This is a genomic window from Dietzia sp. IN118, from assembly GCF_032905965.1.
Classification (GTDB): domain Bacteria; phylum Actinomycetota; class Actinomycetes; order Mycobacteriales; family Mycobacteriaceae; genus Dietzia; species Dietzia kunjamensis.
Genome location: NZ_JAUMSR010000003.1, coordinates 35,600 through 57,115 on the forward strand (window position 1 = coordinate 35,600; position 21,516 = coordinate 57,115).

Below are 21,516 nucleotides of genomic sequence, written 5' to 3' on the forward strand. Positions count from 1 at the left end.
CTACAGCTCTGGCCCCTGTGACGGCTCCCTGCCGGGCACAGGGGCTTCGTGGTGTGTCGGCCCGTCCGGCTCCGGCTCGCTCGAGCCCGGCTGCGAGCCGAACGGGTCGACATCGAACGGGTTGGCATCGAAGGGCCCCTGGCGCTGGGCCGCGCGGTGGGAGGCCGCGAAGGGGTCCAACTCTGCGTCGACCGCGTCGAGGTCCTCCTCCGGTGGGGTGTGGGTGAGCTTGGTGTGTTCGGTCAGGGCGGCGGTTGCGTAGTCGGCCAGCTCGGTGTCCATTCCGGGGTGCCGCGAGGGCAGGGGCGCCAGCTGTCCGAGGTCGGTGTCGGTGTCTACTTCGTATCCCGATAGCCAGCCGGTGGCCGAGGCGATCGGGTCGTCCGGGGCCTCGACCTCGTGGTGCCACTGCGTGATCGCGGCGGCGACGTCGACGCCGCGGGCAAGCGCCTTGTCGACGGCGGAGCGCAAGGGCGCTGTCTCTGCCGCCGGTACCTCGGTGGCGGTCATGGTGGCCACCAGGTGCGTGGTGTAGTCACGCACGAGCAGATCGCGGGCGGCGGCGTAGCCGGCGGCCATGCGGTCCGGGTCGTCGGCAGCGGACAGGGCCTCGCGGAGTTGTTCGGTGGCGGTGGTGTGTCCGTCGTCCCGGGCCAGTGCCGCTTCGAGCACGCCCCGGGCTGTGGTGAGTCGGTCGTCGACTGCCGGGGCCAGGTGTGGCTTCTCCGTCTCCACGTCCAAAGGCGAGTCGGTGACGGCGTAGGCGTGGTTCTCGGCCCGTCCGCGGGACAGGGCGACGTACAGGCCGCGGCGGTTGGTCGCCTCGTCGACGACGGTGCGGGAGACGTCAACAGTGATGCCCTGGGCGCGATGGATGGTGGCCGCGTAACCCAGCTCGGTACAGACCGCGACATAATCGGCATCGAGGGTGACCCGGCCCCGATGCTGAAGGTGGCGCACGGTCAGCGAGCCGTCCTGGCCGACCTTCTCCACGCGCCAGCGGTCACCGTTCTGCACACGCGAACCGGGCCGCTTTCCTCCCTTAGTGCGCAGACTGCCGTTGTTGGTGCGGGTGACGACGATGTCACCGCGGCCGGCGGTGAGGTCGTCGGCCAGGTCGACCAGACGGCGCGTTGCCGCGGTGCCGGTGTCACGGTGACGATTCTGGATCTGGGTGTTGAGCTCGCGCACCGTCGCGGTGGTGGAGGCCAGGACGATCCCGTCGCGCCCGGCGTCGACATCGGCAAAGTGATCCTCGACCGCGGCCGCGATCATTTCCTCGCGGGCTCCGCCGTGGACCCAGCCGTGGTCGGCATGGAATTGCAGAGCGTCTGGTTCGCCGGAGCGGATGCCGATGGAGGCGCGGGCCTGGGGGGTGTCGTCGCCGAAGCGGACGACGTCGGTCAGCTCGGGGGCGTTAGTCTCGGAGGCCACCAGACGCATGAGGCCACCGGATTCGACGGCGTCGAGCTGGGCAGGATCTCCGACCATGCGCACCACGGCGCCGCGTTCGCGGGCGATCTCCACGAGCGCCGCGACGTCCTTGGTGGAGGCCATGGCAGCTTCATCGAGAAGCAGCATCGCGCCCGGCTCGATGGTGAGCGGCAGGGTGCGGGCGGCGTAGCCCATGTCCTTCATTTTTCCGCGCCATTGGTAGGTCAGCGAGGCCAGCGTGCGGGCCTCGGCGCCGATTTCCTCGCCGAGAGTTTCGGCGGCGACCGCGGACGGCGCCAGGGCGATGACCTGTCGTCCGGAGGCCCGCCACGCGGCAGCGACGGCCTTCATGGACGTGGTCTTGCCGGTGCCGGCCGGGCCGACGCCGGCCGCGACGAGTTGCCCGGAAAGGCAGAAGTGCTCGGCCAGTGCGCGCTGTCCCGGGTTCAGGCTGCGGCCGGTAGCGGATTCCTGCTCGGCGATCACTTCACGCAGTTGCTCGCCGGTGGTGAAGACCGGCACGGGCGTCTGGGCGGCGTCAGTGACCAGTTGCTCGGCGTCGAGCATGGCGGTCGAGGTGTGCAGCAGCTCGCCGTGGCGCTCCAGGACACTGAGGCCGTCCGAGTCGCGCCGAAGCGCGGCGGGGGCCTCCAGCGTGTCGGGCGTCGACAGAGCCACCGATCCGCGGCCCAGAGCGTGGTCAACCACCGCGGAGACCGCGTCGTCTCGATCGGCCGGCGAGGCGAACGCGACGTTGGTCAGCTGGGTCTCGACCACGGCCCGCACGTGCGCGTGAGTCCACGTCGCGCGGGCATCGGAGACGGCCTCGATGACACGGGCAGACTCGACCTCAACCGCATCCATCTGCCGAACCGCAGGGATCATCTCGCGCACCCGATCATCCTGAAGCTCGGGATTCAGAGCGGCATGCACCATCGCGTCGACGGCAGCCTCGGAGCCGAGGTGACGGGCGGCCAGGCGGCGCCATGTCGACTGGTGATCGGCCAGCGATCGGGATTCCTGCTTGCCTTCCCGGGTGTCGAGAGTGGCTTGTTGGAGAAGGGCGTACTGGACAGCCTGAGTGGGTGCCCGGCCATGACGCGCCCGGTACTCGGCCAGGAGCTCGTCGCGGCGAGCCTCGACCATCTGACGGCGCGAGGAGAACGCCCGACACAGCGCCTGATCGATGCCCGCGACCTCCCAGACCGGTTGTCTGTCGCGTCTGGGATAGCGGGCCTCGAACGCCACGCCCATCTCCCGGCGCAGCCGATCAACGATCGCGGCGTTGTAGCGCTGGGACGCGGCCACGGCGTGCTTGTGTAGCGCCGCTCCATCGAGGGCGGACCACTTGCCGTCGACGCCCAACACCTTGTTCGACACCGCGCAGTGGGTGTGGAGGTTCGGGTCGCCGGCGCGGGTGTCGTAGTGGTCGAACTGGGCCACGATCAGACCGTGGGTGTCGATCTGCCGCTCGCTGCGATCACCGCGGCGGGTGAAGGCGGCCTCGCGCTCGATCCACGCCAGGGAGTCGTTGACGCACTCGCGGTGGATGCGCTCGATCTCCCGCCGAGTGTCGGTGTCCGCAAGCGCCCACAGGGTGCTGACGGACTTTTGCGGAGTGAACACCAGATCCATTCCGGCGACCGGCTGACGCACGTTGCTGCGCTGCGCCGCGGCCCAGGACAGCAGCTCCCGCTCCGTCGGTGGCTGGTGTCCGAACTTGGCGCGGTAGTGCTTGTCTGCCAGCGCCCGCCACGCCTCTGAGGTGGAGGCCTTGTCGAGGGTGTGGCCCTCCTCGGCCATCTCCCGGAGCGTGGCGTTGTACTCCTCGACGAGCGGGATCTCGTTCTTGAACTCAGGGAACTTCCGGCCGAGCGCGGTCTCTTTGAGGTCGGCGCCGGCCTCGAGCATCTGGTCGGTGTTCGGGTGCCGGCCTTCACCGAACAGAGCCTTCATCTGCTCTTCGGAGACCGTGCCGGACACCGGGCTGATCTCGGACAGGGCTTCCAGGCCGGCGCCGTGCCAGCGGCCGGGCGGGGTGCCGTTGGCGGTGTAGTAATCGGTCAGCTCCTGGCCACGCTCGCGCATCCGGTCGGCGGTAGCTACCTGACGTGTCAGGTAGCTGTAGCCGTCCCCGGCGTGCAGCACGTGGAGGGTCATCACGACGCCCACTCTAACCCCACGTCAGCGCCGGGTCACGGACGAAGTCTGAAATTCAGCAAGAGGTGTGTAAGTTCTCCAAGCTGAGCGAAGCGCAGTGGGTGCGTGGAACGCAGTGACAGGCACAGGTGACGCACTGGTGCGGAACTGGACAAGAATGGCTCTGGTCTGCGAGTAGCGGCAGGGATAGAGTCGACGGCGAGAACACGCCAATCTCAACTACAGGAAGTGACCACCCGTGGCTAAGACCTCCGACAGAACCAGTGCCCGCACTCGCGCCAGGCAGGCGCTCGCCGAGAAGCAGCGCAAGCGCCGGGAGCGCGACGAGCGCATCGAAGCCGCCGCCACTCGCTACTTCGCCGCCGCCGACGCGATCGAGCGAGCACAACGCGAGGCAGGCGAGGCGATCAAAGCCCTCGTCGACGAAGGCGAGCCGCGCGGCGAGATCGCAGAACTTCTCGGCATCGCAAACCGCGACATCAAAGCCGCCCTCGACACACTCAGCAACGACGACACCGGCGAAGGTAAGAAGCCGAGCGAGGATGTGTCAGCGGAATCGGATGACTCCGCACACGACGACACGGATGAGGACCGCCACGTGGCATGAGCACCTTCGAGCCGCCCTCTGCCGGTGTTCAACCCGCGCAGCATCATCGGATCCTTGCGAATAGCGCAAGCCTGGAATACCTACTGGCTGCCAGTCTTACCTGGCGACACAAAGGGGTCAGTCGAACCGAGTCCGGGCACCGCTTCGCGTTGTTGTTGGCTGGCGAACTCGTCGACGGGGTCGTGGCTGAGCACCGCTGCAACGAACCCCTGTGCGTGCGCGTCGACCCGGGGCATGTCGTGGCCTCCACCCAGTCAGCAAACCTGCGCTACGCCGTCGCGTGCGGTCGCACCGGCGCCATCCGCAACCCCGACCAACACACCAACCGCCGCTACGCGCGCTCTGTGGCGGTGCGAGACGCACTCGTCTCCGGCTGGGACGCGCGCGCTTACTCCTGCGCCTGCGGCAACGCAGCACCCCTCGATGCACCCTCACTGTTCTAGAGCTTGGGAGTACAGTCATCCGCAGATAGGGCCCCGCCGGCGGCGGGGCCTTTGTCGATGGTCTGGCCAGTCGGGATGTGTCAGCGGTTTACCGCTGATCGACGTTGTCGGCGCAGCTGCCAGTACCGCTGGATCGTCCATTGCAGCGGGGTCCTATCGATCACCCACAGCGCCATCGCCGACCGATAGTGCACGCCCGTGGCGCACCGCGAACGACCAATGACCGACAAACCACGCCAACAAGCCCCAGCGCCGCTACCGTGGGCGCCCACGTACGACCCTGCAGCACACCGAGCATGCCAACCACCGCGCAGAACCCGCCGACCCCACGCGCTAGGCGGCGGCAAGGCCACCGCGCCGCCAGCGACGACAGCGGTAGCCAGCAGCGCGGTGGTCAGATCCCACATTCCACACCCCTGTCGCCAGCACCTTCCGCCGCGGCGCCCACACGGGCCACACGGCCTGATCGGGTGACAGTGTGGCTTTCCCCTCCGACAGTCAGTGCGCGTCGTGCCCTTGCGGGCTGGCTATGACTGGCCCGGCTGATCCGACCGGCCTGGCTTGCGAGCGGTCTCGCGCAGCGAGTCCAGGACCTCCCGCAGGGTGTCCGAGGTGGCCTCCGCCCGGACCCGTGCCCGGTCGGACTCCTCGGCCTTGGCGCGCGCGACCGCCGCGTCCTGGCGTGCGGTCTCGATCTGACCGCGCAGCTGCTCGAGCTCGCCGCGCACTGCCTCGAGCTCGGCGAGGGCGCGGTCGCGGACCGCGACAGCCTCGTCGCGTTCCGACGCCGCTTGTTCGGCCGCCTCCAGTGCGTCGGCCTCGCCGCCGCGGGCTGCATCCAGCGCCACAGCGGCCTGCTCGTCCGCCTGCTCCGCGGCCCGCTTCCACGCCGCAGCCCACACCGAGGCCACCATCGCCGACATCGCCTCCGACAGATCTGGGGCCTCGGGCACATCCCCGGCAACGCCGGTGACGTGCTCGCGCATCCACGCAGCGACCTCACCGATGCGCACCCCCGCCTCGCGCTGCACGCTGCGCACGGTGACCTTGTCCCCTCGTGCAACGAGCACCCCATAGGCTCGAGCGATCTTCTCCGACGTCGACATGACAGGCCCTCCAATTCGGGGAACGGGTAACCGGTAACGCATTCGGTTACCCACGTTACCACCGGGGCTGGACAGGGCCCAGCCATCCGCGCTTTCAGGACCGGGGGCGGGCGCGAGCTGTCCGTCGACGGAGGCCACCAGGGCATCGAGGGGAGCAGCCGGGATTCTGGCCACGCCGCGGTGGACCCAGCCGCGGGCGGGACAACGGGCAGAGACCTGACCGCGATACGACCACTGGGCGCCCGCGGGCCGGCGTGGCCACCGGCAGGCCCGCGCCGTGCGGCGGCGCCGATCCGGCCATCGAGACCACGCCCAGAAGTATGAGGACTCCCGTGCAGGAGCTCTCGACACTCCAACGCTGCGCCATCCGGCCGGGCTTCTGCCTACAGAGCGCGGGACGCGGGAAGTCACAATGGAGCACCAACTCGGCATCCTGTACACTTTTGCGTACAGGAGGGGTTGAGATGAAGACGATGAGCTACACCGAGTCCCGGGCCCGCTACGCCGAGGTCCTCGACGGGGTCACCAACGACCGCGAAGAGGTCATCATCACCCGCGCCGGCCACGAACCGGTGGTGATGGTCTCCCTCGACGACTACGAGTCCCTGCGCGAGACCGCCCACCTCATGCGATCACCGGCCAACGCCCGACGCCTGCTCGATGCGATGGAGCGGCTCGAGTCCGGCCGCGGCCAGGCGCGCGACCTGCTCGACGCCGACTGACGTGCTGCTCGTCTGGGACGACAACGCCTGGCAGGACTACCTCTGGTGGCAACAACAGGACCGCAAGATCCTTCAACGCATCAACCTGCTCCTGCAGGACATCACCCGCAACGGCAACGAAGGAATCGGCAAACCCGAACCCCTCAAGTACGACTTCGCCGGATACTGGTCCAGACGCATCACCGACGAGCACCGACTCGTCTACAAAGTCACCGACACCGAAGTCCGAATCGCCACCTGCCGCTACCACTACGGATAACGCACCCGACCCAGCCGGAACTACACGTCTCTATCGACCTGGCAAGTGCAGGCGGACAGCCGAATATGTCGGTGCTGCACCCACACCGGAAGGGGGTTGGGCAGTGTGTGCCAGCGGGCCGCTGTGGAAAAGGGGCGACCGAGGGCGCACCGAGCGACGACCTCGTTCGTCAATTCGCGCTGAGCGACTGCACCCGTACCTGCCACTGGGTTGGCTCGGGCATCGTTGCGGCCAGTGCGCCGTGTAGTGCGTGTTGGATGTCGCGCGCGGTCTCGCGGACGGGCCGGGAACGGTTGAGGCTGACTTCCACGGTGACGGTGCGCGCGTTGTGGTCGACGTGCAGCCCGAAGTGCGTGGCATGCGGTCCGGTTCGTCGGATGCGGGCGTCCAGGGCCCGCAGGCTGGTGCCGATGCCGGCTTCGATCCCCGCGACGCCGGGGATGGCCACCACCAGCTCGATCAGCTGTGCTGCTGTGGGTTCAGTGTTCATGGAGATCCTCGATGTGGACGTCGACCGGAAGGTCGGGCAGGTCGAGTTCGCGAGCGCACGCTCCGCGCACCGCGGTGCGGACCTGCTCGGCCAGGCCGGGCAGATCCGGGGTGGTCTCGACCGCAGAGATGCGGCACACGATGCGCCGAGGTAGACCCCGAGAGTTCCAGCCACCGCCCGGGTCGTAGTCGATGGTGGTTCGCAGGCTCACCACGCCGTCGATGTCGTCGGTGGTGTCGCGGATCAGGGTGCGTAGCGCGAGTTCGGTCAGGGTGTAGGGGCCGAAGTCGGTGGGCGGCATGTGCACGCGGGCGCCGTGGCGGGCATCGGCGCGGACGGCTTCCGATAGTGCCGAACGTGCACGCCGGGACAGTTGCACCGAATCGTCGCCCCGGATTTCGAGCTCGTCCCAGTCACGGTGCAGCGCAGCGATGTGATCGAGGTAGTCGCGGGTGTCCTGGTCGTCGTGGGGGTCACCGGGTCGGGAGGGTCCGTCCATGGTGTTCACCGCCATTCCTTCATGTAGTCGATCACGTGCGTGCGGGCGCGGGCGATGCGGCCTCGTGCGGTGGACTCGGTGACATCGAGGGCGGCGGCGACCTGCCGGTAGGACATGTCGTCGATCTCGCGCAATGTCCAGCACGCCCGCAGGTCCGGGTCCATGGTCGCCAACACCTGGGCCAGTGCACGCATCTGCGCGTTGACCTCGCTGGTGTGGGCTGGGTCGGCGCGGGGGCGCGGGTCGCGGTGGCGGTGCAGGTCCTCGGGCCGGTGGGCGTCGGTGGCGCGGCGGGCGCGGCGCCGAGCGATGTCGGTGGCCCGCCGCGTACAGATCTGGGCAAGCCAGGCGCGCACCGCGTCCGGGTCCTCCAACAGGCGCAGGCGCTTCCACCCGGTCAGCAGGGTCTCTTGGACCACGTCCTCACTGTCCTGGCGGTCGCCCAACACCAGGTAGGCGATCCGGAACAACCGGCCCTGATGCCGATCGATCAGCACGTCGAAGGCGTCCGGGTCGCCATCCTGCGCGCGCAGCACCAGGGCGCGGTCGGAAAGCTCGGCCAGCCGCCAGGTCGGGGGGCTCATCCGGCGCCGGAGACCAGGTGGCCGTCGGCGGCGTCCTGCCCCACGGCGACACGGTCGGATCGAGATGATGATCGCGGGGTGTGCAGCCGAACGAGCAGGTCCACGGACCGTGGGGCGGTGCCCAGTGCGGTGGCCAGGTCCGCGGCGAGCACCCGGCGGGCCTCCTCGACGGCCCACTCGACCTGCGCGTCCTGGGCCACCGTCACCTCGGCGAAGACCCGCAGGCTGGTCGTGGAGCCCGACACCCGCACCGATGCCTCCTTGACGCCAGGCACGCTCTCGACCCGCTCGACGAGCGCCCGCTCGAGGACTTGCGGCTCCACGGTGGCCAGCACCGAGCCGTCGTCGCCGGGAAGACGCAGGGTCGTGTGCGCGGGGGCGGTGGGGATCTGCGCTCCCAGCAATCCCAGACCGGAAAGTACCGCCAGGATCGACGCGGCGGTGGCGACCGGCAGTAACCAGCCGCGGTGTTGCGCCGCGATGGCGGCCACGCTCTGCTCGGCAGTGGGTACCAGGCCGGACAGTGGTGCGCCCGCCGGCGCCAGGGCGAACGATGCCGCGATCAACCAGACGGCGGCGGCCAGGATCAGCAGTGCCGTCACCGTCAGCGCGATGCGGTTACGGGGTCCAGACAAGCTACGCATGGGTGTGGTCCCTTCAGCTTCTGCGGTCCGTGCGCACGCGAGGGCGCAGCGGGTCGGCCGGTCGCAGTTCGGACAGCGCGCGGTCCACGGCGTTCTTCGCTCCCCGGGTCACCGGGGCTGGGTCGTCGACCACGGTCTTCACGGCCACGTCAATCCGGCGGCGGCGGATAGTTGCGCTGGCGCTGTGCACCCCGTCAACGGTCTCGGTGCGACGGGCGATAGAGCGGGCCAGGTCGCGGCGGGAGATAGCGGTCTCGCCGGGGATGTCGTCGTCGAGGACTCGGACGCGGGAGGGGCGACCCGGCACCAGCGCGGCCAGCAGGAGGGCGAGCCCGACCAGCGCCAGCACCACCGCGACCACGCGCATCGCGGTCGAGTCGAGGCCGGTCTCGGCAACCGAGGCCACCGTCGAAGAGGCCGCTAAGGGCCACGTGTCGTTGATCAGGTAACTACCCAGCAGCCAGATCCCCAGTCCTCCCAGGACCACAAGCGCCACGGCGAGCAGCCCCACCGGGATCGCGCGCGGCGGTCGCCTGATCAACGTACTGCGACGTGGTCGTGCACTCATTTCAGTGCTCCTCTCGTCGCGGCGGCGGGGTTGAGCCACGAGATCTCGATGTCCAACCGGCCCACCTCCAATCCCGTCAGCTCGTGCACCCGGTAGCGCACGTGCTGGCGCAGGCTCCGGCAGGTGGCGGTCAGGTCCACGGGGAACGCCACGCCCACATCGAGTCTGAGCACGGCGACCGTTCCATAGAGGTCGCACGTGGCTGACGGGCGCGAGTCAAAATCGCGACGGGCGCCCACCCCGAGCATTCCTCCGGCCGCCCCGCCGACGCCGGTGCACTCGGAGGCGACCTGCTCGGCGATGCGGCCCACCACCGACGCCGGGATGGTGGTGAGCCCCCGCTGCTCGGCCGGTGCCGACGGCTGCCCCGGTGATACGGACAGGCCGTCCACGCTCGGATCGGCGGCGGGCCGGTGATCGGCGCGATCAGTATGCGCGGCGGTCACGGCTCACCGCCTCCGGCGATCGGTCAGGCCTTTGATCTCGACGCGTCCCTCCATGGCCAAGCCCACGGCCACACCGATCACGCCGAAGAGCAGCACGATCAGGAACTGGCCGATCGAGCCGAACGCGGCAACAGCGCCGAGGAACAACCCCACCAGAAGTGTGAGATGGGTGGTCTTCATGAGAACTCCTCGCTCAGGGGTGCGGAGGCGGGCCGGGTGACCCGCCCCCGCGGCGTGGCGGTGGTCGATGGGTCAGCGGATCAGCGCAGTTCGCCGCTGCGGTTGCTCTCCGAGCTGGCGCGGGCGTTGTCGTCGTCATCCTGAGGCAGGTGCACGTCGGCGACGTTGACGTTGACCTCGACCACCTCCAGCCCGGTGGTGCCCTCAACCTGCTCGATGATGTTGCGGCGAATCGCGTTGCCGACCTCCACGATCGAGGCGCCGTACTCCACCACCACCGTCACATCGATCGCCGTCTGGGTTTCACCCTTCTCGACACTGATGCCGCCAGTGACGTTGGTCTGCGCGTTGGGGATCCGGTCGGTCACCGCCGAGAACGCGCGACGCGTGGCACTGCCCATGTCATAGACCCCCGGAACCTCCCGCGCGGCCATCCCAGCGATCTTGGCCACCACGGCATCATCCAGCGTGGTCACCCCCCGATCGGTTTGCAGCGGCCCACGCGCGACCTGCTTGCCCGACGCCTTCTCCTGCGCCTGCTGCGCGGCGGCTTGGGCTGCCTCCTGCTCGCGGGACTGCTCACGACCGGTCTTGGGAACTGCGTTCGACATAATTCCTCCTCACGCCAAGACCCGACACCGGGCCCTTGTGATGAACACCTACACAACAAAGACGTCACCACCCGCCCGAACGTCACGCCCTGACCCAAACTTTTTCTTTCCTCAGGCCACGTGGTGGTGTCAGTGGCCCGCCATTAGCGGATGCGGGCGCCAGCACAGCGGGCCTAGATTTGCCCAATGTCGGATTCCCCGCAGACGGTCCCGCAGGTCACACTCAACGACGGACGAGCCCTTGCCCAGCTCGGTTTCGGCACCTTCAAGATTGCCCCTGCCAGTACGGTCAGGGCTGTGTCGTCGGCGCTGGAGGCCGGTTACCGGCACTTCGATACCGCGCAGATGTACGGCAACGAACAAGAAGTCGGGCGCGCGATCGCCGCGTCGGAACTGCCCCGCGAACAGATGTGGGTCACGACAAAACTCGGCAATGACGTGCATGAACGTACTTCCGCGCGACGTGCGACAGAACGTTCACTCGCTCACCTAGGGGGGCGAATCGATCTGTATCTGGTGCACTGGCCGCTGGCGATGTACGACGATGTGGCGCGCGTGTGGGAAGTCATGGAAGAGCTCAAAACCGATTACCCCATCGGTTCGATCGGGGTGTCCAATTTCACCGCAACGCACCTGGACCGATTGGCCGAGGCGGGACTGTCCACTCCGGCGGTCAATCAGATCGAATCCAATCCCTACTTCGTCAACGAGCACCTGCACGATGTCTGCACCGAGCACGGCGTCGCGGTTCAGGCATGCAGCCCGCTTGCCCAGGGCGCTGTAATAGGCGATCCCCAACTTCATGCGCTGGCCGACCAGATCGACCGGACGGTGGCACAAGTAGTGCTGCGCTGGGGCCTACAGCGAGGCGACATCGTGGTGACGAAGACCGAAACACCCCAACGCATGACCGACAATCTCACCGTGTTCGACTTCGAACTCACCGAGGAGCAGATGGCCTCAATCTCCGCGTTGCACAACGGCACACGATCAGGCCCGGACCCCGATAACTTCGACCGATTGAACTAACCTTCACGGCCAACGAGCCCGGTCTTGCACTGCTAGCGCAGAAACACACTGAGGCGACAACCCCGCATCGAGCCAAAGATGTGCACCACCTTGCTCCGCCCGCGACACTGCCAACTCAGGCGACCAGCTCAACTTCTCCACCGAGGTCGGCGCGCAGCGAGTGCAGACCCCGAGCCGGCCTCAGTCGACCTGCAGGGTCAGTCGACCGGCGGGCTGGACGCCTGCGCCCAGAAGCGTTTGGGGATCCGCCCCGCAAGGCGGGCGGCGTGCCCGGCCCGGACTGCCTCGCGCATCGCCGCGGCCATGAGCGGCGGGTTCTCCGCCCGGGTGACGGCGGTGGCGAGCAGGACACCGTCGCAGCCGAGCTCCATGGCAAGTGCGGCGTCGGAGGCGGTGCCGATCCCCGCGTCGCAGATCACCGGCACCCCCGCGCGCTCGACGATCATCTCCAGGTTGTGCGGGTTGCAGATGCCCAGCCCGGTGCCGATCGGCGCGCCCAGGGGCATGACCGCAGCGCAGCCCACGTCCTCCAGTCGGCGGGCCAGGACCGGGTCGTCGGTGGTGTAGGGAAGGACGACGAAACCGTCATCGACCAGGTCCTCTGCGGCCTCCACCACCTCCACCCCGTCGGGCAGGAGCGTGCGCTCGTCAGCGATCACCTCGAGCTTCACCCAGTTCGTGCCCAGCGCCTCACGGGCGAGCCGGGCGGTCTTCACGGCCTCGCTGGCGGACCGGCAACCGGCGGTGTTGGGCAACGGGCGGATGCCGAGCTCTTTCAACATCCCGAGCAGCCCGAGTCCGCCGGCGCCGTCCATGCCCAACCGCAGGTCGACCTTGCGGATCGACACGGTGGTCAACGCGGTCCCCGAGGCGATCAGCGCCTCGCGCAGGACCTCCTGGTTGCCGGCACCGCCGGTGCCCGTGATGAGCCGCGAGGAGACCTCCTCGCCCGCGATCACCAGGGGCGAGTCCAGCACCGCGGCGACGCCAGACGGATACGCGGACGGCCCTGCGACGCCGCGAACCGAGGTCGCGGCCGAGGTCGGGTCAGCCACCCTGGACCGCCGTGAGGACATCGATCTCCGCGCCCGCACCGAGCGGGGCGTCGTCCCAGCCCGAGCTGGGCACCACCACGCCGTCGACGGCGATGGCGACGCCCTCGTCGGGCAGGTCCAGCTCGGTGACCAGTGCGCGAACGGTCGCGCCGTCGGCCAGGGTGCGGTCCTCCCCGTTCACCGTGACGATCATGGGCCCTCCTACTCCACACTCGTCATCGTCCACTACAACTAGATCCCCGGGGCTGCCGATTCGGCCTGAGCGCGCTGGGGCGTGCTGATGCTGCTCGGTGAGCCTGGCGGGATGGTGTGCGTGGGGAGTCCGCTTGGGGCTCGTCGGTCGGGCTTGAGTCCGTGCTCGATTCCCCACGCCACGGCCTGGGCCCGGGTGCTCACGCCCATTTTCCGATATGCGGACCGGATGAAGGTCTTGATCGAATTGGTCGACAGGTAGCACTGCGCGGCGATGTCCTTGTTGGATAGCCCCTGGACAATGAGACCGATCACTTCCGCCTCCCTGGGAGACAGCCCCGCCTCTTTGGCCGGCCACTGGTCCGATCGCATCACCGATAGGCCGGGCCCAACCATGGTCACCCGCTGACCTGCGGCGATGTTCTCGATTCCCTCAACCAGTTCGAGCGCCGACAGCGACTTCGCTAAGAATCCATGAGCTCCTTGGGCCAGGCTGTCATCGATCGCCCGTTCATCCACGGCGAAGGAGTAGACGGCAACCGACCCGATCAACGGGTCCTGCAGTAGCGATTCCAGGCGCGCATGCTTACCCACCGGTGCGGCGAAAGTGTCATAGAGCGCGACGTCCACGGGGGCCGATCCACTGGTGACGGTGTGCCGTTCCACAACTTCAACTCGGTCCGAATACGGCGCCAGCAATGCGTTGACTCCCGCCACTACGACGAGATAGTCGTTGACCACAGTCACCCTGATCGCTTTGCCGCTCACCATGGTAATCGTAGGCGCAGGTGGACACACCTCCACTTCACCCCTTGGGGTGAAGCCATGGCTGCCGTGGCTCGCGATAATGGGATGTCCACTTGGCGCGATGCTTGACGAAGGGCAGGAAATATCTTTTGACCCACATCATCGCCACGGCTCTCGATGACCGGTGGGCATGGGCCGATCGCGGTAACTGCCAAGGACAGGCAGAGCTGTTCTACAACGACGAGCACGACCTCAAAAGGGTCCGGCGCCGCAAAGAGCGGGCAGCCAAAGTCCTCTGCGAGCACTGCCCGGTGATAGTGGAATGCCGCCAGTACGCGATGAACGCGCGGGAACTCTACGGCGTCTGGGGAGGCCTGACCGAAATGGAACGCCACAAACTGGCAGGCCGCCTGCGCTCCGGCTGACCTTTCCTCCGCGCCGCATTCCTTGCACCCACGTCGCGACAGTCCTGCACTGCCAGAGTGGATACATCCCCTTTCGTCCCACGGGGGTGTACGGACCAAGGTCCACTCCGACGTGGTGATCGCGTCTAGCGGTCGTGTGGAGTATCTAAGGTAGGTATGTCACCAGCGCCGTAAGACTATCGTCGTCGCTGGGCATGGTGACGTCGATGAGCGCTCGCAAAGTGTTGGTGAGTCGCACGGAGAGAACGTCGACTGTTTCAGTGGGGTCTTCTTCGTCAAGCCAGGCAAGTGTCTGTACTTCCACGCAGGTCAACCAGGTGCGGACGGTGAGTCTGGCTAATTTGGATGGCTCGTCGATCCCGGATCGGCGGTAGATTTCCTGCTCGGCCCGAAGGAACACTTGCGAGACCACCGAGTCATCGGTTCCCGGGAGCCGGGAGTTTCGCAGCAGAGCGCGCGCCGGCAGTCGCACTGCTTGACACGTGTTGAGGAAATCGCGAAGTACGCGGTCAAGCTCGGCTTCGGAGTCATCGGAGGCTTCCGTTTCTAATCGTGCGAGGAAGTCTTGGGCCACTAAGTCGACGACCGAGTCGAATACTTCGTTCACCGATGAGTAGTGCCGGTAGAACAGGGCCCGGGACACTCCCGCCCGCTTCACGATGTCGGCGACTGTGACGTTCTCTAGGATCGTCGCCGCGAATAACGATGCCGCCGCCGAGGTGATCTGCCGCATCCGCTCCACCGGAGGCAATCGGCGTGAGGCAGGGCGCGGGGCATCCTGGTTGGGGCGCGTCATCCGTGTGAGCCTAGTGCGCGAAAGTCGCCAGGTGCCGGGCAGACCGCTACATATCCACCACGATGGACTTTCCGTCGACGCGGTCAGTACACAGCAACATGGCGGTGCGTTCCGGCCCGTGAGCGCGGCCGCGTCGTTCGATTCGTCCGTCGCAGACGGAGACCTGGCAGGTACCGCAGAAGCCTTGACGGCAGGAGTGCGGGGCGTCGGGGACGGTGTCCAGGACGACGTCCAGGGCGCTGCGGTCGGCCGGGACGTTCAGCGTGCGTCCGGTGCGGGCCAGGGTGAGAGTGAACTCCCGGCCGTTGACCACCGGGGGAGGGGCGAACCGTTCGTAATGCAGGGGCGCGGGCACGGACCTGCGTGCCGCCCGCACGAGGTCGAGCATCGGCGTGGGGCCGCAGCAGTACACGGCGGTGGTCTCGTCCGCCCAGGACAGCAAGTCGACTGCGTCTGGGCGGCGGTCGCGTTCGGAGTCCACGAGCACGGTCAGACGCGAGCCGGCGAGCTGGTCGAGTTCGTCGAGAAACGGCATGGACTCGCGGGTGCGTCCCGCGTAGACCAGGTGCCAGTCCAGCCCGCGTGCGGCGCACGCGCGTGCCATCGCCACGATCGGAGTGATGCCGATCCCCCCGGCCACCAGTAGGACGCGAGCCTCGCCGCAGAAGGGGAACGCGGTACGCGGGCCCTGGGTATGCAGCAGGTCACCCACACGGACGCGGTCGTGGATCTCCGAGGATGCGACACCTATCCGGCGGACCGCGATCTGAAAACGATCAGGGTCGGTGCCGCACAGCGAGTACTGGCGGCGCAGCCCGGACGGCAACGTCAGGTCCACATGGGAACCAGGGCTCCAGGCTGGGGGGGCCTGGCCGTCTTCGCGTTCCAGGACCAGTCCGACGACGTCGTCGGCGAGGATTGGTTTGTCGACGACCCGCATCGGCCGCATCCTGTCCACGGGCCGCACCCGATCGGCGGACCAGCCGCCGCCGTCGGTGGCCAACACGGCCCGCGATAGGGCGCCGAGAATCCGAATGGCCCGGTCGGCGCGCCGGGCCCCGTGCAGATCGGGCGGATAGTCGAGCATCTCAGTGTCCCGCCCGCGCGGCCGGCGACGTTGCCAGATAGCGGATGGCCGGCTCGACCGAGCCTTGCTGGCTCGGGTGGTAGCGCCGTCTCAGGTAGGGAACAACCTCACGGGCCAGCTCGACAGGGCCGGGTAACAGGTCCCGCCGGGCCGCCAACACCCAGTCCCGCCACCGTGCCTTCCGATCAGTGTAGGGATCCACCGCCATCAAAAACCGCACGCCCCGCACCCAGAGCCACAACAACACCGGGGTGACGAAAATGTAGGAACGCAACCGCCGGAGGTAGGAATCGTCGAGGTGGGTCAGCAGGTCAAAGCACACCGCACGGTGCTCGACCTCCTCGGCACCGTGCCAGCGCAACAGATCCATCATCGTCGGGTCGGCCCCGGCGCGGTCGAGGGCGTGCGCCTCGAGAACCCAGGCCCCGAGCACAGCGGTGTAGTGTTCGACCGCGGCGATGAGGGCGACGCGTTCAACGATCCAGTTCTGCGCCCGCCGGCCGGTCAGCCCGCGATCACCGAGCAACTGGCCAAACACCCAGTCGATCTGACCGGTGTAGGGGCTGACGTCGATGTCCATCGCGGCGAAATGGTCGAGCACCCCACCGTGGGCCTTCGAGTGCATGGCCTCCTGACCGATGAACCCAAGGACGTCCTGGCGCACGCGATCGTCGCGAATCATCGGCAGTGCCTGCTGCAGGACCTTCACGAACCAGTCCTCACCGGCGGGCAGCAGCAAGTGCAGAACGTTGAGGGTGTGCGTAGTGACAGGCTCGCCGGGGATCCAGTGCCACGGCAGCTGTGACCAGTCGAACTCGACCTCGCGGGCGGCCAGCACCAGCTGCTCCTCCTCGCGCGGGTGGCGATCTGCGGTCGTTCTGTGCTGGTCGGTCATGGCGTGGTTTCCGTTCGTGTCCATCCGTGGCAGTTGTCAGTTCGGGGTGAGATCGGTGCGGGCGATCACGCGCAGCACGCCGGGGGTGATGCCGGCAAGGCGCATCCCGAGCCGCGCTTCGGCCGTCACCGGGGCCACGGGGGTATTACGGTCCGCGGCGCGGACGATCGCGCCAGCGACGCGCTCCGTGCTGTATCCGCGACGGGCGTAGAGCCCGGAGGCGGCGCGGTGGGTCCGTTCCTCGGCCTGGCGGTCCATCCCGACGTAGCGGGTGGACCGGCTGATCCCGGTGTTGACGAACCCGGGGCACACCGCGGTGACGCCGATGCCGTAGCGGGCGAAGTCGCCGCGCAGGGACTCGCTCAAGGCCAGCACCCCGGCCTTGGTGGTGCCGTAGGCGGGCAAGGTCCGCGACGGCAGAAACACCGCCGCCGAGGAGATGTTGACGATCTGGCCGCCGGTGCCGCGATCGCGCATCATCGCGCCGAATTCGCGGCACCCGTGGATGACGCCCCACAGATTGACGTCGATGATCGCCTTCCAATCCTCCACCGACGTATCAAAGAAGGCACCACCCATCCCCATCCCGGCGTTGTTGATCAGCACGTCCGGGACACCATGACGACCGCGGACCCACGCGGCGAACTCGCGCCAACCGCCGGGGTCGGTGACGTCGAGACGGTAGGCGATGCCGCGACCACCGACCAGACCGACCTGGCGGGCGGTGCGCTCGGCACCACCTGAGTCGCGGTCGGCGATGACCACGGTGGCGCCGCGGGCGGCGTACTCGATCGCGGTGGCGCGGCCGATGCCGCTTCCCGCCCCGGTGATGACGACGAGCTCACCCCGCGCAGCCCGCCCGTCATCGGCAGCTTGCTCAGTGGCCGGGGCCGCGGCGCGGCCGACGACGGCCCGGATATGCTCGTCCACCAGCGCTGCAACGACCGCCGGACGGTCACGAACAATCCAGTGCCCCCCGACCACCGGCAGGATGCGCACGTCATCGGCGCCCAGACGGGCGGACTCCTGCAGCGCCGCGGTGACAAACGCATCGCGAGTCGGGGCCAGGACCTGCACCGGCACCGACGTGCGACGGTGACGGGGGCGGCCGAGGTGGCGCCGCATGTTCGCGCGGTACATCTCAAGGCCGTTGATGAAGTCGCGTTCAGGCTGCGCAGCGCCCTCGCCGGAGGAACCGGCAGCTCCCAGCGCCCGACCCAGACGGGTTCCCACGGCGCTGCGCCACACCGCCTCCGGCAACCGCGGCACGTGAAACCACCCGATGTAGGCCGACGAGAGCAACTGCGTGATCATCGGCGCGGTGCGGTCCCGGCCCTGGCCGGCCACCCACAATGCGGCGAGATCGAGGCAGGGCCCGGAGATCGAGGTGAACGAGGCCGCGCGCGAGGACGGCCCGTCACCGGTAACGGCGTGCCAGGTCTGGATGGAACCCCAGTCGTGGCCGAGCAGATGCACCGGCCGATCCGGGCAGACCGCCTCGATGACGGCGTCCAGATCCGCGGCGAGCTGTTCGTTGATGTACCCCGACCGAGTCGCCGGCGCCTCGGAGGAACCGGCGCCGCGCACATCGTAGGTGACGACGCGGTAGCGACCCAACAGTTCACCGGCCACGCCGTCCCAGACCCTGCGGTTGTCGGGATACCCGTGGACGCACACCAGCGTCGGCGCATCGTCCGGGCCGGTAGCGGCCACGGCGAGCGAAAGACCGTCGGTTGTGACGACAATGAACGTCTCGGCCTCAAGCCGCGCGCTGCGGCTCGTCATTCCGTCACCCCTCGGGCCTCGCCCACCTGCACCTCGGAGAACCCACACGCCAGGCCCTGCTCCCGCCACCGACGAACGTGTGGCGTCTCGTCGTCGAGCCAGGCCGCTGAACCGTCAGGGCGCACCACGAGTATCTCCTCGAACTTCACACCGACATCACGAAACCCGATATGCGGCTCCACCGCCCACAGGCCCGGCTCCGGGCGGTGATCGGAGATCGCGCCGGAGGCCCACAGAGGCGAGCGGTGATGCGCGCGCTCGACCACCAGGTCGCCGACGAGGGTGCGCAGCGCACGACTGCCGAAACCGAAGGCGATAAAACGAGGCAGGCGGGACTCAACGTCCCGAACCTGGTGGGCGATGACCCGACCCGGATACACGCGATGCCGGTTGTCGTACCCCTGGCGGCGGATGAGCTCATCGACCTCGAGATAGACCTCGCGCAAGGTGGAACCGTCGGTGATCAGCCGCGGGATGAGATCGCGATACGCCGCCAGGTCCGTCATAAGTTCGTCATGGATGGGGTTCTCGCCAAACGCGCGGGCGTAACCGATGTCACCGATAGCGCGATCGAGGACCGGGGCGACGTCGAGGATGTACGCCATCCCGAACTCCAGGCGCCGCCGGGTAGGGAAAAAATGCAGCGGGGTCACAAAATGCCGGAAAGCAGTGCGGTCACCGAACCAGGCAAACGGGGTGTGAAACCAGTCGCGCACACCGCGTTCGGTGAGCCAGTCGTGCAGACGACCAGCCACCTCGCGCTCGGTCACCCCCTCCTCCAGCGTCGCGGCGACCGCTTCCACGCACTCGTAGGACAATCGCTGCGCGCGCCGAAACCGGTCGAGATACGTGGCGTCGGCCACATCACTATGAGACATAGTGTCCATGTTAGACATGGCGTCTCATAGTGCAAGTAGTTGTCGCTCGCGGTCGCCTGCTGGAAGGCCCGGCCCTCACCGGCCCGTTCAGATCGCCACTCCGCTTCTGCGACCTTCTGCGAGCACAGGTGACCTGGTAGAACTCAGCCTGAGTTCAGCAGTGAGCTCTCGATTTCCTCCACGGAGATAATCCTGAAGCACTCATCAAGACCTGATCCGGATCCTTGATCGCAGCACGCACTTAGCCTCGATCCACCGACGTCGGGCATGACGGAGACGCGCCTGTTGGCGTTGCTCCTCAAGCTGCCGCGCGGTGTCCGCGGCAAGTAACCGGATTGAACTGAGGTGTCTGCTGCGCGGATGGTGACGGCGGAATCGAGGCGGACGACGTCGGCTGGAGCCTGCGCGGTAGGGACGCGGTGGACGCGACTGGGGTGACCGACAATTCTCGATACCGACCTGTCCCTATCCGCCGGACTGGTGTGAGACAGCCGAAGCGGTGACAGTCCTCGTGGCCTACTGCCGCTGAATCCGAGCTACTCGCGGGCAGCGGTATGCGACTGAGTCGAAATGACGTGGGCGACGGGCCAAGTCTTGCTGAGGTCAGTCAGGACGAGGTCGGCTCGGAAGCCTTCGGTCAGCGCGCCACGGTCGCAGAGACCGACACAGGCGGCCGGGCCTGAGGTGATCAGTCGAACGGCGTGTGGGAGTGAGAGGACGCCGTCGCGCACAAGTCGCACTGCGGCTGGGAGCATAGAGGAGGGAAGGTAGTCACTGGCCAGGGAGTCGGCCACACCGGCGACGACGAGCTCGGCTGCCGAGACGTTCCCGGTGTGGGAGCCGCCACGGACGACGTTCGGGGCGCCAGCAACGACGAGCATGCCTCGGTCGCGGGCGGCACGGGCGGCGTCCAGGGTCGTTGGGAACTCCGCCACGGTGCAGCCGCGGTCGGCGGCAGCCGCGACGTCTTCCGGGGTGGCCAGGTCGTGGCCGAAGAGCCGGATGTGTCCGGCTCGGGCCAGGTCGCCCAGCCACGTGAGGGCGCGGTCTCGCACGGTGAGACGTTCGGCGCGGGTGCGACGCCACCGATCGACGTGGTCGACCGCAGCGGCCTCGGTCATACCCTCGTTGGTGATCAGCCACCGCTGCATGGTCGTGGGGTCGGCGAACTGCCCCTGCCCCGGTGTGTGGTCCTCGTGCGAGACGATCGGCACCCGTGCGCGTTGGGAATCATCCGGTGTGGTGATGCTCCGAAGCCTTTCAGAATCCGCGGAGTCGTCGAGTGCGGCCAGCTCCGTTGCGAGCAGCGTCCGGCCGTACTCGCAGCGGGCGTCCAACCGGTGCAAGACCTGGTGGTCGACCTGGGTGTCGTCGGCATGACGCAGCGAATCGGACAATTCTGCGGCAGCGGGGGAACCGATCGTCGTTCCCACGATGGAGTGCTCCTGGAATGCAAGGCCGTGGAAGGCGGTCGTGATTCCTGCCGCGCGTAGACGGCCGCCCGCCGACGTCAGTGCGAAGGCAGGGTCTAGGACGACGCCCGGTCGCGGCCGGGTCTCCCGCGCGAGGATGTCGGTGTGGACGTCGACCAGGCCCGGCAGCAAGTGGGCGCCGTGGGCGTCCAGGGTGCAGCCGGCACCCGGCGGGTGTGGGCCCACCTCGGCGATCCGACCCTCGCGCACCACCACTCTTGCGTTGTCCTCCACCCGATCGGGTAGCACCGCTGTGACGTGGCCGATCACGAAATCTGTCGGCGGCCAGCACGAGTTTCCGAAGGTCATGACGACACATTCTGACAGGGCCCTATGGCCGTCGCATGAACGCGGAAGTCATCGGTCGTTCACCGGCATCGGATGGTCGGACGGGGTTCACTC

25 protein-coding genes are annotated in these 21,516 nt (G+C 67.9%); 6 read left to right on the forward strand and 19 right to left on the reverse strand.

What is annotated here, in order from left to right; genetic code table 11:
* Complete coding sequence (gene mobF, locus Q2K20_RS17085; protein WP_317177042.1) at positions 1–3,594, reverse strand: MobF family relaxase; 3,594 nt, start codon at positions 3,592–3,594, stop codon at positions 1–3.
* Positions 3,595–3,832: 238 nt separating this feature from the next.
* Between mobF and Q2K20_RS17090 the strand changes: the two genes are divergently transcribed.
* Together Q2K20_RS17090 and Q2K20_RS17095 are read left to right on the forward strand one after the other, a co-directional pair.
* Positions 3,833–4,201 carry a hypothetical protein gene (locus Q2K20_RS17090; protein WP_317177011.1) on the forward strand — a complete coding sequence of 123 codons (369 nt, stop codon included), beginning with the start codon at positions 3,833–3,835 and terminating at the stop codon, positions 4,199–4,201.
* On the forward strand, positions 4,198–4,644 hold the full coding sequence (locus tag Q2K20_RS17095) for a hypothetical protein (RefSeq protein WP_317177012.1): 447 nt from the start codon (positions 4,198–4,200) through the stop codon (positions 4,642–4,644). The genes Q2K20_RS17090 and Q2K20_RS17095 overlap by 4 nt, the downstream gene beginning before the upstream one ends.
* Before the next feature lie 527 nt (positions 4,645–5,171).
* Here the strand turns inward: Q2K20_RS17095 and Q2K20_RS17100 are convergent.
* The gene (locus Q2K20_RS17100; protein ID WP_119193155.1) at positions 5,172–5,750 is read right to left on the reverse strand and encodes a hypothetical protein; all 579 of its coding nucleotides are present in this window, start codon (positions 5,748–5,750) and stop codon (positions 5,172–5,174) included.
* Between the two features lie 464 nt (positions 5,751–6,214).
* Here Q2K20_RS17100 and Q2K20_RS17105 point away from each other — a divergent pair, with 464 nt between their 5' ends.
* Both Q2K20_RS17105 and Q2K20_RS17110 read left to right on the forward strand, forming a co-directional pair.
* Positions 6,215–6,472, forward strand: coding sequence for a type II toxin-antitoxin system Phd/YefM family antitoxin (locus Q2K20_RS17105; protein ID WP_017836490.1), 258 nt, complete (start codon positions 6,215–6,217; stop codon positions 6,470–6,472).
* Position 6,473: 1 nt separating this feature from the next.
* Positions 6,474–6,731 carry a Txe/YoeB family addiction module toxin gene (locus Q2K20_RS17110; RefSeq protein WP_317177013.1) on the forward strand — a complete coding sequence of 86 codons (258 nt, stop codon included), beginning with the start codon at positions 6,474–6,476 and terminating at the stop codon, positions 6,729–6,731.
* A gap of 169 nt (positions 6,732–6,900) precedes the next feature.
* Here the strand turns inward: Q2K20_RS17110 and Q2K20_RS17115 are convergent, their stop codons facing one another.
* From Q2K20_RS17115 to Q2K20_RS17150, 8 genes are all read right to left on the reverse strand, one after another.
* Complete coding sequence (locus Q2K20_RS17115) at positions 6,901–7,221, reverse strand: hypothetical protein (protein ID WP_317177014.1); 321 nt, start codon at positions 7,219–7,221, stop codon at positions 6,901–6,903.
* Entirely contained in the window at positions 7,211–7,735 is a 525-nt protein-coding gene (locus Q2K20_RS17120) for a hypothetical protein (RefSeq protein ID WP_317177015.1), read from the reverse strand. Before Q2K20_RS17120 ends, Q2K20_RS17115 begins: the two co-directional genes overlap by 11 nt.
* Positions 7,726–8,304 (reverse strand): RNA polymerase sigma factor, encoded by a 579-nt coding sequence (locus Q2K20_RS17125; RefSeq protein WP_317177016.1) that lies wholly within the window; start codon positions 8,302–8,304, stop codon positions 7,726–7,728. Before Q2K20_RS17125 ends, Q2K20_RS17120 begins: the two co-directional genes overlap by 10 nt.
* A complete protein-coding gene (locus Q2K20_RS17130) occupies positions 8,301–8,948 on the reverse strand; it encodes a hypothetical protein (protein WP_317177017.1) in 648 nt (215 codons plus the stop codon). The genes Q2K20_RS17125 and Q2K20_RS17130 overlap by 4 nt, the downstream gene beginning before the upstream one ends.
* A gap of 13 nt (positions 8,949–8,961) precedes the next feature.
* On the reverse strand, positions 8,962–9,516 hold the full coding sequence (locus tag Q2K20_RS17135; RefSeq protein WP_317177018.1) for a DUF6286 domain-containing protein: 555 nt from the start codon (positions 9,514–9,516) through the stop codon (positions 8,962–8,964).
* On the reverse strand, positions 9,513–9,962 hold the full coding sequence (locus Q2K20_RS17140; protein WP_256821451.1) for an Asp23/Gls24 family envelope stress response protein: 450 nt from the start codon (positions 9,960–9,962) through the stop codon (positions 9,513–9,515). Before Q2K20_RS17140 ends, Q2K20_RS17135 begins: the two co-directional genes overlap by 4 nt.
* 3 nt (positions 9,963–9,965) lie before the next feature.
* Positions 9,966–10,142 (reverse strand): hypothetical protein, encoded by a 177-nt coding sequence (locus Q2K20_RS17145; RefSeq protein ID WP_181366004.1) that lies wholly within the window; start codon positions 10,140–10,142, stop codon positions 9,966–9,968.
* 80 nt (positions 10,143–10,222) lie between these two features.
* Complete coding sequence (locus tag Q2K20_RS17150) at positions 10,223–10,753, reverse strand: Asp23/Gls24 family envelope stress response protein (RefSeq protein ID WP_206604881.1); 531 nt, start codon at positions 10,751–10,753, stop codon at positions 10,223–10,225.
* Positions 10,754–10,939: 186 nt separating this feature from the next.
* On the opposite strand from Q2K20_RS17150, the gene Q2K20_RS17155 reads away from it, so the two are divergent.
* Positions 10,940–11,782 (forward strand): aldo/keto reductase, encoded by an 843-nt coding sequence (locus Q2K20_RS17155; RefSeq protein ID WP_017836463.1) that lies wholly within the window; start codon positions 10,940–10,942, stop codon positions 11,780–11,782.
* 197 nt (positions 11,783–11,979) lie between these two features.
* Here Q2K20_RS17155 and Q2K20_RS17160 read toward each other — a convergent pair whose 3' ends face one another.
* From Q2K20_RS17160 to Q2K20_RS17170, 3 genes are all read right to left on the reverse strand, one after another.
* Positions 11,980–12,759 carry a thiazole synthase gene (locus Q2K20_RS17160; protein ID WP_253003989.1) on the reverse strand — a complete coding sequence of 260 codons (780 nt, stop codon included), beginning with the start codon at positions 12,757–12,759 and terminating at the stop codon, positions 11,980–11,982.
* Positions 12,760–12,829: 70 nt separating this feature from the next.
* Positions 12,830–13,030, reverse strand: coding sequence for a sulfur carrier protein ThiS (thiS, locus tag Q2K20_RS17165; protein ID WP_017836465.1), 201 nt, complete (start codon positions 13,028–13,030; stop codon positions 12,830–12,832).
* 38 nt (positions 13,031–13,068) lie between these two features.
* Positions 13,069–13,797 carry a response regulator transcription factor gene (locus Q2K20_RS17170; protein ID WP_317177019.1) on the reverse strand — a complete coding sequence of 243 codons (729 nt, stop codon included), beginning with the start codon at positions 13,795–13,797 and terminating at the stop codon, positions 13,069–13,071.
* A gap of 128 nt (positions 13,798–13,925) precedes the next feature.
* Between Q2K20_RS17170 and Q2K20_RS17175 the strand changes: the two genes are divergently transcribed.
* On the forward strand, positions 13,926–14,201 hold the full coding sequence (locus Q2K20_RS17175) for a WhiB family transcriptional regulator (protein WP_317177020.1): 276 nt from the start codon (positions 13,926–13,928) through the stop codon (positions 14,199–14,201).
* 145 nt (positions 14,202–14,346) lie between these two features.
* Here Q2K20_RS17175 and Q2K20_RS17180 read toward each other — a convergent pair whose 3' ends face one another.
* The 6 genes from Q2K20_RS17180 to Q2K20_RS17205 all read right to left on the reverse strand — a co-directional run bounded on the left by Q2K20_RS17180 (position 14,347) and on the right by Q2K20_RS17205 (position 21,423).
* Positions 14,347–14,997: a TetR/AcrR family transcriptional regulator gene (locus Q2K20_RS17180; protein ID WP_317177021.1), complete on the reverse strand. Its 651-nt coding sequence runs from the start codon at positions 14,995–14,997 to the stop codon at positions 14,347–14,349.
* Between the two features lie 46 nt (positions 14,998–15,043).
* Positions 15,044–16,084 carry a PDR/VanB family oxidoreductase gene (locus Q2K20_RS17185; protein WP_317177022.1) on the reverse strand — a complete coding sequence of 347 codons (1,041 nt, stop codon included), beginning with the start codon at positions 16,082–16,084 and terminating at the stop codon, positions 15,044–15,046.
* A 1-nt stretch (position 16,085) separates the two neighbouring features.
* Entirely contained in the window at positions 16,086–16,979 is an 894-nt protein-coding gene (locus Q2K20_RS17190) for a metal-dependent hydrolase (protein WP_317177023.1), read from the reverse strand.
* A 36-nt stretch (positions 16,980–17,015) separates the two neighbouring features.
* Positions 17,016–18,764, reverse strand: a complete 1,749-nt coding sequence (locus Q2K20_RS17195) for an SDR family oxidoreductase (protein ID WP_317177024.1) — start codon at positions 18,762–18,764, stop codon at positions 17,016–17,018.
* Positions 18,761–19,627 (reverse strand): M24 family metallopeptidase, encoded by an 867-nt coding sequence (locus tag Q2K20_RS17200; RefSeq protein ID WP_317177025.1) that lies wholly within the window; start codon positions 19,625–19,627, stop codon positions 18,761–18,763. The genes Q2K20_RS17195 and Q2K20_RS17200 overlap by 4 nt, the downstream gene beginning before the upstream one ends.
* Before the next feature lie 551 nt (positions 19,628–20,178).
* On the reverse strand, positions 20,179–21,423 hold the full coding sequence (locus Q2K20_RS17205) for an alpha-D-ribose 1-methylphosphonate 5-triphosphate diphosphatase (RefSeq protein ID WP_020171046.1): 1,245 nt from the start codon (positions 21,421–21,423) through the stop codon (positions 20,179–20,181).
* Between the last annotated feature and the right edge of the window lie 93 nt (positions 21,424–21,516).